At 71.0% G+C, this 12,481-nt stretch carries 14 protein-coding genes and 1 pseudogene; 12 read left to right on the top strand and 3 right to left on the bottom strand.

The genetic code is table 11. The features are described from left to right. Positions 1-78: 78 nt before the first annotated feature. From ald to L0P92_RS22030, 10 genes are all read left to right on the top strand, one after another. Positions 79-1,203 carry an alanine dehydrogenase gene (ald, locus tag L0P92_RS22075; RefSeq protein ID WP_234764545.1) on the top strand — a complete coding sequence of 375 codons (1,125 nt, stop codon included), beginning with the start codon at positions 79-81 and terminating at the stop codon, positions 1,201-1,203. 409 nt (positions 1,204-1,612) lie between these two features. Further along, complete coding sequence (locus L0P92_RS22070; RefSeq protein ID WP_078916304.1) at positions 1,613-2,749, top strand: ParA family protein; 1,137 nt, start codon at positions 1,613-1,615, stop codon at positions 2,747-2,749. Next, positions 2,734-3,354 (top strand): hypothetical protein, encoded by a 621-nt coding sequence (locus tag L0P92_RS22065; protein ID WP_234764544.1) that lies wholly within the window; start codon positions 2,734-2,736, stop codon positions 3,352-3,354. Before L0P92_RS22070 ends, L0P92_RS22065 begins: the two co-directional genes overlap by 16 nt. A gap of 18 nt (positions 3,355-3,372) precedes the next feature. Then, entirely contained in the window at positions 3,373-4,527 is a 1,155-nt protein-coding gene (locus L0P92_RS22060; protein ID WP_234764543.1) for a segregation and condensation protein A, read from the top strand. Beyond that, positions 4,524-5,207, top strand: a complete 684-nt coding sequence (gene scpB, locus L0P92_RS22055) for an SMC-Scp complex subunit ScpB (protein WP_234764542.1) — start codon at positions 4,524-4,526, stop codon at positions 5,205-5,207. The genes L0P92_RS22060 and scpB overlap by 4 nt, the downstream gene beginning before the upstream one ends. Continuing rightward, a complete protein-coding gene (locus L0P92_RS22050) occupies positions 5,207-6,334 on the top strand; it encodes a pseudouridine synthase (RefSeq protein ID WP_234764541.1) in 1,128 nt (375 codons plus the stop codon). Before scpB ends, L0P92_RS22050 begins: the two co-directional genes overlap by 1 nt. 109 nt (positions 6,335-6,443) lie before the next feature. Continuing rightward, a complete protein-coding gene (locus tag L0P92_RS22045) occupies positions 6,444-7,001 on the top strand; it encodes a TIGR03086 family metal-binding protein (protein ID WP_234764540.1) in 558 nt (185 codons plus the stop codon). Positions 7,002-7,071: 70 nt separating this feature from the next. Beyond that, positions 7,072-7,788 carry an NUDIX hydrolase gene (locus L0P92_RS22040; protein ID WP_234764539.1) on the top strand — a complete coding sequence of 239 codons (717 nt, stop codon included), beginning with the start codon at positions 7,072-7,074 and terminating at the stop codon, positions 7,786-7,788. After that, positions 7,785-8,807 carry an ADP-ribosylglycohydrolase family protein gene (locus tag L0P92_RS22035; RefSeq protein ID WP_234764538.1) on the top strand — a complete coding sequence of 341 codons (1,023 nt, stop codon included), beginning with the start codon at positions 7,785-7,787 and terminating at the stop codon, positions 8,805-8,807. Before L0P92_RS22040 ends, L0P92_RS22035 begins: the two co-directional genes overlap by 4 nt. 3 nt (positions 8,808-8,810) lie before the next feature. Further along, entirely contained in the window at positions 8,811-9,560 is a 750-nt protein-coding gene (locus L0P92_RS22030) for a nucleotidyltransferase domain-containing protein (protein ID WP_234764537.1), read from the top strand. Here L0P92_RS22030 and L0P92_RS22025 read toward each other — a convergent pair. From L0P92_RS22025 to L0P92_RS45735, 3 genes and pseudogenes are all read right to left on the bottom strand, one after another. Beyond that, positions 9,486-10,229 carry a nucleotidyltransferase domain-containing protein gene (locus L0P92_RS22025; protein ID WP_234764536.1) on the bottom strand — a complete coding sequence of 248 codons (744 nt, stop codon included), beginning with the start codon at positions 10,227-10,229 and terminating at the stop codon, positions 9,486-9,488. The two genes, L0P92_RS22030 and L0P92_RS22025, sit on opposite strands and share 75 nt — an antisense overlap. A gap of 21 nt (positions 10,230-10,250) precedes the next feature. Further along, positions 10,251-10,697 carry a Rieske (2Fe-2S) protein gene (locus L0P92_RS45740; RefSeq protein ID WP_372497300.1) on the bottom strand — a complete coding sequence of 149 codons (447 nt, stop codon included), beginning with the start codon at positions 10,695-10,697 and terminating at the stop codon, positions 10,251-10,253. Positions 10,698-10,724: 27 nt separating this feature from the next. Then, positions 10,725-11,012, bottom strand: a pseudogene (locus L0P92_RS45735) (DUF6529 family protein); the annotation flags it as partial. Between L0P92_RS45735 and aroH the strand changes: the two are divergent. Both aroH and L0P92_RS22010 read left to right on the top strand, forming a co-directional pair. After that, positions 10,954-11,322 carry a chorismate mutase gene (aroH, locus tag L0P92_RS22015; RefSeq protein ID WP_062724417.1) on the top strand — a complete coding sequence of 123 codons (369 nt, stop codon included), beginning with the start codon at positions 10,954-10,956 and terminating at the stop codon, positions 11,320-11,322. The pseudogene L0P92_RS45735 and the gene aroH overlap by 59 nt on opposite strands. Next, the gene (locus tag L0P92_RS22010) at positions 11,319-12,404 is read left to right on the top strand and encodes a prephenate dehydrogenase (protein ID WP_234764534.1); all 1,086 of its coding nucleotides are present in this window, start codon (positions 11,319-11,321) and stop codon (positions 12,402-12,404) included. The genes aroH and L0P92_RS22010 overlap by 4 nt, the downstream gene beginning before the upstream one ends. Positions 12,405-12,481 lie beyond the last annotated feature (77 nt).

The following is a 12,481-nucleotide window of genomic DNA, read 5'->3' as shown; positions in this document are numbered from 1 at the left end:
CTCCTGCGGTGTACCCCGGTGTGCCCGCGCATGCCTGGGAATGTCATGCAATGCCCTACACCCTCTGAGCCAAGGACCGTGATCGACGTGAAGGTCGGCATCCCCCGCGAGGTCAAGAACAACGAGTTCCGGGTGGCCATCACCCCCGCAGGCGTGCACGAGCTGGTGCGCCACGGCCACCAGGTCGTCATCGAGCAGGGCGCCGGTGTCGGCTCGTCGATCCCGGACAGCGAGTACGTCTCCGCAGGCGCCCAGATCCTGCCGACGGCCGACGAGGTGTGGGCCACCGCCGACCTGCTGCTCAAGGTCAAGGAGCCCATCGCCGAGGAGTACCACCGCCTGCGCAAGGACCAGACGCTCTTCACCTATCTGCACCTGGCCGCCTCCAAGGAGTGCACGGACGCCCTCGTCGAGTCCGGCACCACGGCCATCGCCTACGAGACGGTCGAGCTGCCCTCCCGCGCCCTGCCGTTGCTCGCCCCCATGTCCGAGGTGGCCGGCCGGCTCGCCCCGCAGGTCGGCGCCTACCACCTGATGCGCTCGGCCGGCGGCCGCGGCGTGCTCCCCGGCGGCGTCCCCGGCACCCAGCCCGCCAAGGCCGTCGTCATCGGCGGCGGGGTCTCCGGCTGGAACGCGACGCAGATCGCCGTCGGCATGGGCTTCCACGTCACGCTGCTCGACAAGGACATCAACAAGCTGCGCGAGGCGGACAAGGTCTTCGGCACGAAGGTCCGGGCGATCATGTCCAACGCCTTCGAGCTGGAGAAGGCCGTCCTGGACGCCGACCTCGTGATCGGCGCCGTCCTCATCCCGGGCGCCAAGGCCCCGAAGCTGGTCACCAATGAGCTGGTCTCCCGGATGAAGCCGGGAAGTGTTCTTGTCGACATCGCGATCGACCAGGGCGGCTGCTTCGAGGACTCGCACCCCACCACGCACGCCGAGCCGACCTTCCCGGTCCACAACTCGGTCTTCTACTGCGTCGCCAACATGCCGGGCGCGGTGCCCAACACCTCCACCTACGCGCTGACCAACGCCACGCTGCCGTACATCCTCGAACTCGCCAACAGGGGCTGGGTGGAGGCGCTGCGCCGCGACGCCGCGCTGGCCAAGGGCCTCAACACGCATGACGGCAAGGTGGTTTACCGGGAGGTCGCCGAGGCACACGGACTGGAGCACGTGGACCTCGACACGCTGCTCGGCTGACCGTCCGAAGCCCGATCGGCTAAGTCACTTTCTGGTAAAGGCGATACGTCAACACGAGTCGTCAACCGCACACACCCGGCCGGACCTTGCCCGAAAAGGTCCGGCCGGATGTGTGTATGGTCACTTTGCGACTCTCGGTCAACTCGCCTCGAACGCAACCCTTCGTCCGATTCGCACACCCGCGAAACCTGCTGTGCGACGGCCGTACGCCCTTGACAGCGGGATGTTTCATTGTCGACACATCTGCCCGGTCCGGCGGATTGTGTTGCTGCGAACCGCCGACACGCCATAGAGTCGCCGACTGTCGGCATGGTGCCACGCTGACCTGTCTAGAAGTTTCCTGGTCACCAAGGAGGTAAGACGACTTGTGAATGAGTCGACATTTTCTCCCGGGGGTGGTCAACCAGGAATGCCGGTACGGGGCCAGGGTCCCGCGGGATTCGAGGCTGTCGGCTCCGTTGCGGTGCGCACCTTCGCAGCCCACCAGAGTCACCAGATCTCAGGGTTGACTCAGACAGCACACCAGAGCATGGATGGCCATCACGTGAACGCCATGGCCGGCGACGGAAGTGGCGCGCCCCACAACCAATTCGCCGACTACGACGAACTGCCCGACGGGCACTTCTACGACCCCGACGCGGAGTACGAGCCCGACCCCGAGTACGCGGCCACCCTCGCGCCCGACGCTGCCCGCCAGCGCCGCGAGCGCATCGGCCCGACCGGGCGTCCGCTGCCGTACTTCCCGATCCCGGGTCCGCTGACCGACCACGGCCCCGCGAAGATCATCGCGATGTGCAACCAGAAGGGCGGCGTCGGCAAGACGACGTCGACCATCAACCTGGGTGCCGCGCTCGCGGAATACGGACGCCGGGTCCTGCTCGTCGACTTCGACCCCCAGGGCGCGCTCTCGGTCGGACTCGGCGTCAATCCGATGGAGCTCGACCTCACCGTCTACAACCTGCTCATGGAGCGGGGCATGTCGGCCGACGAGGTGCTCCTGAAGACGGCGGTCCCCAACATGGACCTCCTCCCGAGCAACATCGACCTGTCCGCCGCCGAGGTCCAGCTGGTCAGCGAGGTCGCGCGCGAGTCGACGCTGCAGCGTGCCCTGAAGCCGCTGCTGCCCGACTACGACTTCATCGTGATCGACTGTCAGCCCTCGCTGGGCCTGCTCACGGTGAACGCCCTGACCGCGGCCCACAAGGTGATCGTGCCCCTGGAGTGCGAGTTCTTCGCCCTCCGAGGCGTGGCGCTGCTGACCGAGACCATCGAGAAGGTCCAGGAGCGGCTCAACCCGGAGCTGGAGCTCGACGGGATCCTCGCCACGATGTACGACTCGCGCACGGTCCACAGTCGTGAGGTGCTGGCCCGTGTGGTCGAGGCGTTCGACGACCACGTCTACCACACGGTCATCGGGCGCACGGTCCGCTTCCCGGAGACCACGGTCGCCGGTGAGCCCATCACCACCTACGCCTCCAACTCCGTCGGCGCCGCCGCCTATCGCCAGCTCGCCAGGGAGGTGCTCGCCCGGTGTCACGCCGAGTGAGTCTGCCGGGGGCCGACGAACTGTTCCGTACGACAGGGGGAATGGCGCTCCAGCCGTCCACTCCCCGGCGCCCGGCCAACGGCGAGGCCCGGGTGCCGGCTCCGGCGGGGGAGAGCGATCCCGCCACGGCCGCCGAGGACGCGCCGCAGTCGGTGCCCGTGCAGGGCGGCGACGGTGACGGCGCGGAACATGTGGCGGCCGACGCGGAGTCCGTCGACGCCGGTGAGTCACGCAGCCGGGCGGAGCGCTCCGTGCGACGGCAGGGGGCGCAGGAAGGTTCTGCCGCGGGTGCCTCCGGCGGTTCGGCCGGGTCCGGTGCCGGTGCTTCCGCTTCGGCTGCCGCCTCCGCCGCCGCGCCGCGCAAGCGGGGGCGCGGTGCCTCGCGCCGGCCGAGCGGCCGCGAACGGCACGACGAGAAGATCACCGTGTACGTCTCCGCCGAGGAGCTCATGGATCTGGAGCACGCGCGTCTGGTGCTGCGCGGTGAGCACGGGCTGGCCGTGGACCGCGGGCGGATCGTCCGGGAGGCGGTGGCCGTGGTGCTGGCCGATCTGGAGTCCCGCGGGGACGCGAGCATCCTCGTACGACGGCTGCGCGGGCGGTAGCGGTAGCCTGCGGGGGCCATGACCTCGAACGACGTTCCCTCCCGCGGTGCCGCTGCCTCCGGCGGTCGTCGGCGTGCGCTGGGGCGTGGGCCTGCGGCTCCGCCGGTTGAGCCGGTTCCGTCGCCTCCTGCGGAGGCGGAGGGCGGGGTGGCGGCTGAGGCCGAGTCTCCGGCTCCGGCCGGTGGGCCGTTGTGCCCACCCGTTCCGCCCAGCGGAACGCCTGCCCACAACGGCGGCGGCGATGACGACGAGCCGACCGCTGCACAGCCGCCGCAGGCCGTTGCCGAACGGCCTGCCGAAGACGCCGTAGGGGTCCCTTCCGAACCGCCCGCCGCGGAACCGGCTGAACCCGCAGAACCCGACGACGGTGTCTTCAAAGTTCGGCTCTCCAACTTCGAGGGGCCCTTCGATCTGCTCCTTCAGCTGATCTCCAAGCACAAGCTCGATGTCACCGAGGTCGCGTTGTCGAAGGTGACCGACGAGTTCATGGCGCACATCAGGGCCATGGGGTCGGACTGGGATCTGGACGAGACGACGGAGTTCCTGGTCGTCGCGGCCACGCTGCTCGATCTGAAGGCGGCACGGCTGCTGCCCGCCGCCGAGGTGGAGGACGAGGCCGATCTGGCGCTGCTGGAGGCGCGGGACCTGCTGTTCGCGCGGCTGCTGCAGTACCGGGCGTACAAACAGATCGCCGACATCTTCAGCCGGCGGCTCGACGATGAGGCGCGGCGCTATCCGCGGACCGTCGGGCTGGAGCCGCAGCACGCCGAGCTGTTGCCCGAGGTCGTCATCAGCATCGGGGCGGAAGGATTCGCCAAGCTCGCGATCAAGGCGATGCAGCCCAAGCCGAAGCCGCAGGTCTACGTCGATCACATCCACGCACCGCTGGTCAGCGTGCAGGAACAGGCCGGGATCGTCGTCGCGCGACTGAAGGAGCTCGGCGAGGCCAGCTTCCGGGCTCTCGTCGAGGACACCGACGACACCCTCACCGTAGTGGCGCGGTTCCTGGCGCTGCTGGAGCTCTACCGGGAGAAGGCCGTCGCGCTGGACCAGGAAGCCGCCCTCGGGGAGCTGATCGTGCGCTGGACCGGTGGGGACGGGGACGCGACGCCCACCGTGACCGACGAGTTCGACCGGCCGCCCGAGCCGCCCAAGGAGGAGAAGAAGGCGTGAGTGAGGAGACCACCGAGCTTCCGGCCGGACTGCGTACCGTCGCGGACCTCGACCTCAAGCCCGCCCTGGAGGCGATGCTCATGGTCGTGGACGAGCCCGCGACCGAGGAGCGTCTCGCCAAGCTCCTGGAGCGGCCGCGCCGGCAGATCGCCGCCGCCCTGCGGGAGCTGGCCGACGACTACCTCGTACAGGGCCGCGGCTTCGAGCTGCGGTTCGTCGCGGGCGGCTGGCGTTTCTACACCCGCCCCGAGTACGCCGCCGCCGTCGAGCGGCTGGTGCTGGACGGGCAGACCGCCCGGCTGACCCAGGCCGCCCTGGAGACGCTGGCCGTCGTCGCGTACCGCCAGCCCGTCAGCCGCAGCCGGGTCTCGGCCGTGCGCGGAGTGAACTGCGACGGTGTCATGCGCACCCTCCTTCAGCGCGGGCTGGTCGAGGAGGCGGGCACGGAACCCGAAACAGGTGCGATCCTGTACAGGACGACGAACTACTTCCTGGAGCGGATGGGCCTGCGCGGTCTGGACGAGCTCCCGGAGCTCGCGCCCTTCCTCCCGGAGGCGGAGGCGATCGAGGCCGAGACCCAGGAAGGGGTGCCGTCGTTCGACCCGGACGCTCCCGATGACGGTCCGGGCACCCCGGTGAGCCGGGGTACCGACGACGTAGACGACCAGACGGAACTTTGATGCGAAGCAGCAGCGGCAGGAACAGCAGCGGAAACAACGGCGGGAGCCGTGGTGGCAACAGCGGCGGCCGCGGCGGAAGCAGCGGTGGCCGCGGTAACTACCGTGGCGCCGGTAACAACCGCGACGACAAGCAGGGCGGCCGGCCGAGGAAGCCGCGCCCGGAGGAGCGGCGCTACGACGTAGGCCCCGGTGCCACCCAGGACGGCCCCAAGTCCGGGCGCGGTGCCTCCGCGCGGGGCGGTGCCAAGGGCGGGCCCAAGCAGGGCCGGCAGGGCGGCACCGGGCGGGGCCGTTCGGCACCGGCGACCTCCCGTGAGTACGACGCCCGCGCGGAGGAGCGCAACCGGGAGCGCTACGCGGGCAAGAAGGACGTCAGGCTGCCCAAGACCTTCCCGGGTGCCGAGCAGGAGGGCGAGCGGCTGCAGAAGGTGCTCGCACGGGCCGGTTACGGCTCCCGGCGCGCCTGTGAAGAGCTCATCGAGCAGGCACGGGTCGAGGTCAACGGCGAGATCGTGCTGGAGCAGGGCAAGCGGGTCGACCCGGAGAAGGACGAGGTCAAGGTCGACGGGCTGACCGTCGCCACGCAGTCGTACCAGTTCTTCTCGCTCAACAAGCCCGCCGGTGTCGTCTCGACCATGGAGGACCCGGAGGGGCGGCAGTGCCTCGGTGACTACGTCACCAACCGCGAGACCCGGCTCTTCCACGTCGGCCGGCTCGACACCGAGACCGAGGGCGTGATCCTGCTCACCAACCACGGCGAGCTGGCCCACCGCCTCACCCACCCCAAGTACGGCGTCAAGAAGACCTACCTCGCGGCCATCGTCGGCCCGATCCCGCGCGACCTTGGCAAGAAGCTCAAGGACGGCATCCAACTGGAGGACGGCTACGCGCGCGCGGACCACTTCCGGGTCGTCGAGCAGACCGGCAAGAACTACCTGGTCGAGGTCACGCTGCACGAGGGCCGCAAGCACATCGTGCGCCGCATGCTGGCGGAGGCCGGCTTCCCGGTCGAGAAGCTGGTGCGCACCTCCTTCGGGCCGATCACCCTCGGCGACCAGAAGTCGGGCTGGCTGCGGCGGCTGTCGAACACCGAGGTCGGGATGCTGATGAAGGAAGTCGATCTGTAGTCGCCTCGCGCTCCCGGTGTCGGCCGGTCCCGGATTCGTCCGGGACCGGCCGATGCGTTTTCGCGGCTCCGCCGGTCTGTATCGGTGTAGCGGTGACGGAGGGAGCGGGATGAACTCGACAGCCGGGGAGCCCGGGGAGCTGCTGGAGCGTTCGCTCGCCTACGCGCTGGGGAGCGTCGCCGATGTGGAGGCGGGGAGCCTCACGTGCCGGACGCCGTGCGCCCGGTGGGATCTGCGGGAGTTGCTCGGGCATCTCGACGACTCGCTGGACGCGCTCTACGAGGGGCTGACGGGCGGGCGGATCGGGCCGTTCCCGCGGGCCGACCGGGCCTGTGGCTTCCGTACGCGCGCGTGCGCCGTGCTCGGCGCCTGGGCGGCGGGGCCCGCCGGACAGCGGGTGCTGGTCGGTGAACGGCCGCTGGACGTGCGGGTGATGGGCGCCGTCGGTGCCGTCGAGATCGCCGTGCACGGGTGGGACGTCGCCCAGGCCTGCGGTCGGCCCAGGCCCATCCCGGTGTCGCTCGCGGCCGAACTGCTGAACGTCGCCCGCTGTGTGGTCACCGAGGAGGACCGGGGCGTGCGGTTCGCGCCGCCGGTCGAGGTACGGCCACGCGCGCGTGCCGACGTCCGGCTGCTGGCCTTCCTGGGGCGGCGGGACGGCGGATGAGGCGACGGGGATTGCCGTGACCCCACTCCTCTCTTTATAGTCGTACTGACTATTAAGGGGGTGGGTTCGCATGGAGTACGACAAGTACGCGCACGAACCCTTCGCCGTCACCGCCGACCTCGCCGTCCTCACCATCCGCGACGGCACCCTGCACGTCCTGCTCGTGGAGCGCGGGCAGGAGCCCTACAAGGGCCACTGGGCGCTGCCCGGCGGATTCGTGCAGCCCGACGAGTCGGCGGAGACGGCGGCCCGGCGTGAACTCGCCGAGGAGACCGGGCTGTCGGACGTCTCCGGACTGCACCTGGAGCAGCTGCGGACCTACAGCGAGCCCGACCGCGACCCCCGGATGCGGGTCGTCACGGTCGCCTTCACCGCCCTGCTGCCCCACCCTCCCGAACCGAACGGCGGCAGCGACGCGGCCCAGGCCCGCTGGGTGCCGTACGACACGGCCGGACCCCTCGCGTTCGACCACGACCGGATCCTGGCCGACGCCCACGACCGCGTCGGCGCCAAGCTGGAGTACACCGGTCTCGCCACCGCGTTCTGCCCGCCCGAGTTCACGCTCGGCGAGCTGCAACAGGTCTACGAGACGGTGTGGGGCACCGCCCTCGACCGGCCCAACTTCCGCCGCAAGGTCCTCGCCACACCGGGCTTCGTCGAAGCCGTGCCCGGCGCCGCCCGGCTCACCGGCGGCCGCGGCAAACCGGCCGCCCTGTACCGCGCCGGCACCGCGGCCACCCTCCACCCGCCCCTGCTGCGGCCCACCCCGGAAGGACGCCCCGCATGACCACGACCACCGTCCGCAAGCGCGCCGCCACCGGCTCCCTGCTCGGCCTCGCCCTCGGCGACGCGCTCGGCTTCCCGACCGAGTTCAACGACGTGCCGTCCATCCTCGCCAAATGCGGGCCGTGGGCCGGGATGGAGCTGCCGACGCCGGCGATCGTCACCGACGACACGCAGATGACGCTCGCGTTGGGCAAGGGGCTGCGGACGGCCATGGATCTGGGCGTGCTCGGGCCCGAGGCGATGGCCGAGCCGGTGCGTGCCGAGTTCATCGCGTGGAACCGCTCACCGGAGAACAACCGCGCCCCCGGCAACACCTGCCTGAGGGCCTGCGACCTGCTGGAGCGCACGGACCTGCCCTGGCAGGACGCCAGCCAGATCGGCTCCAAGGGCTGCGGTGCCAACATGCGCGTGGCCCCGGTCGGGCTCATCCCCGGCTTGAGTGACGAACAGCGGGCGGGCGCCGCCCAGTTGCAGTCAGCTCTCACCCACGGGCATCCGACGGCGCTCGCCGCGTCCGACCTGACCGCCCACGCCGTACGCCTCCTCGCGCAGGGCACCGAGCCGACCGGGCTGGTCGGGCTGCTGCGGTCGTACGCCCTGGAGAACCGCGGCCACTACCACGAGCGCTGGCTCGGAGATCTGTGGACCCGCAGCCAGGACCCGACGCCCGAGCACTTCATCGCGCGGGGCTGGGACGAGTGCCTGGACGTCCTGGACCGCCTTCAGGAGGCCGTGCGCACCGTCTCGCCCGAGACCGACCCGTGCCTGGCCACCGGCGAGGGCTGGATCGCCGAGGAGGCCCTGGCCACGGGGCTGCTGTGCTTCCTGTGGTTCGTCGACGAGCCCCTGACGGCCCTGCGGCGGGCCGCCTGCACCGCCGGCGACTCGGACTCCATCGCCTGCCTGGCCGGCGCGTTCGCGGGCGCCCACCTGGGTGCCGACGCGTGGCCGACGGAGTGGGCGGACCGGATCGAGTACCGGGGTGACCTGCTCACCCTCGGGGCGCTCTGGGACGCTTGACGGATGATCGACGCCCTGGACATCGACCTCGCGCCCGTCGTCGCCGAGCAGCCCGACCCGGTGCTGTTCGCGACGGTCTCCGGCGCCCATCTGTACGGCTTCCCGTCGCGCGACTCCGACGTCGACCTGCGCGGCGTCCATCTGCTGCCGACCGCCGACCTCGTCGGGCTGCGGGAGCCGGACGAGACGCGGTCGCGGATGTGGGTGCGGGACGGCGTCGAGATGGACCTGGTCACCCACGACCTGCGCAAGTTCGTACGGCTGATGCTGCGCCGCAACGGCTATGTCCTGGAGCAGCTGCTCTCGCCCCTCGTCGTGCACACCACGGACGCCCACCGGGAGCTGGCCGCGCTCGCGCCCGGCGTGCTCACCAGCCATCACGCCCATCACTACCGGGGCTTCGCCAACACGCAGTGGCGGCTGTTCGAGAAGACCGGGGAGCTCAAGCCGCTGCTCTACACCTTCCGCGTGCTGCTCACCGGCATCCATCTGATGCGCAGTGGCGAGGTGCAGCCGCATCTGCCGACGCTGATCGGGGAAGTCGACGCCCCCGGCTATGTGCCGGAGCTGATCACCGCCAAGGTCGAGCAGGAGCACGGAGCCGCCGAGGTCGACCACGCGCGCGTGGCGGCCGACGTGGAGCGGCTGCACGGTCTGCTGGACGAGGCGCAGACCGCCTCAGCGCTGCCCGACGCCCCGACCGTCCACGACGCCCTGCACGCCTTCGTCGTACGGATCCGGCTGGAGGGCTGACGCGCGGCGGACGCCGATCAGGAAGTCCTCGACCCGGCGGCGGTCCGGCTCGGCCGGCAACGGGCTGCGGCGCGAGGCATCCTCCGCCTCCCGTGCCAGGCGGCTCATCCGGGACTCCACCTCCGGCCAGGGGACCTCGCCGCGCTTGACCTCCAGCAGCGGCTCGCGCTGGTCGCCGACGTCGATCGTGAGGCGGCCGGTGCGCAGCAGGTCGCGGGCGCTCGTCAGCAGGCGCAGCAGGTGCATCGCGTGCTTCCAGCGCGGGGCGCCGTGGGAGCGGACGTCCGCCTCCAGCTTCCTGCGCTGGCCCAGCGCGTAACGCGTGAACGTGTCCAGGGCCTGGCGGGACAGGAACGCCTCGCGCAGGGCGAGCAGCTCGCGGCCCGTGTCGTCGACGTACTCCACGAGCGGGGAGTGCAGACACTCCAGGATGTTCGGATTGGCGCGCAGGGCCAGCTCGCAGAAGCGTTCCAGCTCCCAGCTGAACTGCTCCTCCAGCGGGCCGTCGACATGCGTCGGCGGCTTGTCGAAGCGCCAGAAGAGGGGCGTGGGGGCGAGGAAGACGCCACGGCGGTCGGTGTCGCTGTCGTCCGTCGCCAGACCGAAGGCGCGCGAGCCCATCACACAGGCGTAGATCGTGTGGTCGCGGACCAGGGTCTCGGGGCGCATGCCCGGAGCGTACGCGGCGGATCAGACCAGGCGGATCGAATTTCCGTCCACGGTGATCTTCTTCTCGGGCAGCGGCCGGGTCGCCGGAGGGTGCGCCACCGAGCCGTCCGTGATGTTGAACTTGCTGCCGTGGCACGGGCAGTTGATCGTGCCGTCGGCGACCGTCGCGACGGTGCACTGCTGATGCGTGCAGATCGCGGTGAAGCCCTTGAACTGGCCGGTCTCCGGCTGGGTCACCACCACCTTGTCGTCGGCGAAGATCTTGCCGCCGCCCACCGGGATCTCGGAGGTGGTGGCCAGCTCCTTGCCCTCCTGGCCGGTCTGGCCGTCCTGGTCGTCCTGACCGGGAGCGGTGGTCGAGGTCGAGTCGCCGTCGCCGCCGGAATCGCCACAGCTCGCGACGAGCGCCGTCGCGCCTGTCGCGCCCGTCGCGATGAGGATCGTGCGCCGCGTCGGACGGTAGGTCATGTCGTCACTCCGAAAGTGCGGAAGTCGCTCCGAGCCGAGCAACAGCATCTTCGCACCGAAAGCACCGAAGAAGAAGCAACCTGGGGCAGAGTGGATCAAAACGCGCGTTTCATGCGCCCGGGACGTCCCCCGGCCCGGCCGGCCGACCCCGCGGAGTCGCGCTGTCTCAGCGGGCGGGCGAGATGCGTTCGCCGTACCCGGGCTGACTAGGCTGGAGAGTCGAAGAGCGATCCGTACGTCAGCAAGGAGCAGCGTCGTGGCGGTACGAGCGGTCCGGGGGGCCGTCCAACTGGAGCGGGACGAGGCCGGCCACATGGACGAGCAGGTCGGAGCCCTGCTCACCGCGATCCTGGAGCGGAACGACCTCACCGCGGACGACCTGATCAGCGTCTGGTTCACGGCCACGCCCGACCTGCACAGCGACTTCCCGGCGGCCGCCGCCCGCAAGCTCGGCAGCGGCTTCGCCGACGTCCCGCTGATCTGCGCCCAGGAACTGGACATCGAGGGCGCCATGCCCCGGGTCGTACGGGTCCTCGCGCACATCGAGTCCGACAAGCCCCGCGCCGACATCGCGCACGTCTACCTCGGTGCCGCGGCCGCCCTGCGCAAGGACATCGCCCAGTGAGAACCGCACTCGTCATCGGCACCGGCCTCATCGGTACGTCCGCCGCCCTCGCGCTGGCCGGGCGGGGCGTCACCGTCCACCTCGCCGACCACGACCCCGAGCAGGCCCGGACCGCGGCCGCGCTCGGCGCCGGCACGGACGAGGCTCCCGAGGGCCCCGTGGACCTCGCGATCGTCGCCGCCCCGCCCGCGCACGTGGCCGGGGTGCTCGCCGACGTCATGCGCCGGGGTGTGGCGCGCGGCTACCTCGACGTGGCCAGCGTCAAGGGCGGGCCGCGCCGTGAGCTGGAGGCGCTGGGGCTGGATCTCTCGTCGTACATCGGTACGCACCCCATGTCGGGGCGGGAGAAGTCCGGGCCGCTGGCCGCGACCGGTGACCTCTTCGAGGGCCGGCCCTGGGTGCTGACGCCGACCCGGGACACCGACACCGAGGTGCTGAACCTCGCCCTGGAGCTGGTCTCGCACTGCCGGGCCGTGCCGGTGGTGATGGACGCCGACGCCCACGACCGTGCGGTCGCGCTCGTGTCCCACATGCCGCACCTGATGTCCAGCATGGTCGCCGCGCGGCTGGAGAACGCCGAGGAGGCGGCCGTACGGCTGTGTGGTCAGGGCATCCGTGACGTGACGCGGATCGCGGCGTCCGATCCCGGGATGTGGATCGACATCCTCTCCGCGAACCCCGGGCCGGTCGCCGATCTGCTCACGGACGTGGCGGCCGATCTGGAGGAGACGGTGCGGGCGCTGCGGGCGTTGCAGTCGTCCGACGAGGACAAGCGGGTGGAGGGGACGGCCGGTATCGAGGGCGTGCTGCGGCGGGGGAACGCCGGGCAGGTTCGGGTGCCGGGCAAGCACGGGGCCGCTCCGCGGGTCTACGAGGTCGTGGCCGTGCTCATCGACGACCAGCCGGGGCAGCTGGCCCGGATCTTCGCGGACGCGGGGCGGGCCGGGGTCAACATCGAGGATGTGCGCATCGAGCATGCGACGGGGCAGCAGGCCGGTCTGGTGCAGCTGATGGTGGAGCCCAAGGCGGCGCCGGTGCTGTCGGCGTCGTTGCGGGAGCGGGGCTGGGCGCTCCGGCAGTAGCCGTTTTCCTCGCCCCCGCCGCCCCTACCCGTCCCATCCCTGGGGGCTGCGCCCCCAGGGATGGGACGGGTAGGGGC

The sequence above is a fragment of the Streptomyces muensis genome, from assembly GCF_021474425.1.
Classification (GTDB): domain Bacteria; phylum Actinomycetota; class Actinomycetes; order Streptomycetales; family Streptomycetaceae; genus Streptomyces; species Streptomyces muensis.
Note: the sequence above shows the minus strand (reverse complement) of the source record. Positions and strands in the feature narration are given on the sequence as shown.

What these genes read in the sequence shown, in the direction of transcription:
- L0P92_RS22070 (WP_078916304.1), top strand. Translation starts at nt 1,613, where the DNA reads ATGCCGGTACGGGGCCAGGGTCCCGCGGGATTCGAGGCTGTCGGCTCC.
- L0P92_RS22060 (WP_234764543.1), top strand. Translation starts at nt 3,373, where the DNA reads ATGACCTCGAACGACGTTCCCTCCCGCGGTGCCGCTGCCTCCGGCGGT.
- L0P92_RS22050 (WP_234764541.1), top strand. Translation starts at nt 5,207, where the DNA reads ATGCGAAGCAGCAGCGGCAGGAACAGCAGCGGAAACAACGGCGGGAGC.
- L0P92_RS22045 (WP_234764540.1), top strand. Translation starts at nt 6,444, where the DNA reads ATGAACTCGACAGCCGGGGAGCCCGGGGAGCTGCTGGAGCGTTCGCTC.
- L0P92_RS22040 (WP_234764539.1), top strand. Translation starts at nt 7,072, where the DNA reads ATGGAGTACGACAAGTACGCGCACGAACCCTTCGCCGTCACCGCCGAC.
- L0P92_RS22035 (WP_234764538.1), top strand. Translation starts at nt 7,785, where the DNA reads ATGACCACGACCACCGTCCGCAAGCGCGCCGCCACCGGCTCCCTGCTC.
- L0P92_RS22030 (WP_234764537.1), top strand. Translation starts at nt 8,811, where the DNA reads ATGATCGACGCCCTGGACATCGACCTCGCGCCCGTCGTCGCCGAGCAG.
- L0P92_RS22025 (WP_234764536.1), bottom strand. Translation starts at nt 10,229, where the DNA reads ATGCGCCCCGAGACCCTGGTCCGCGACCACACGATCTACGCCTGTGTG.
- L0P92_RS45740 (WP_372497300.1), bottom strand. Translation starts at nt 10,697, where the DNA reads ATGACCTACCGTCCGACGCGGCGCACGATCCTCATCGCGACGGGCGCG.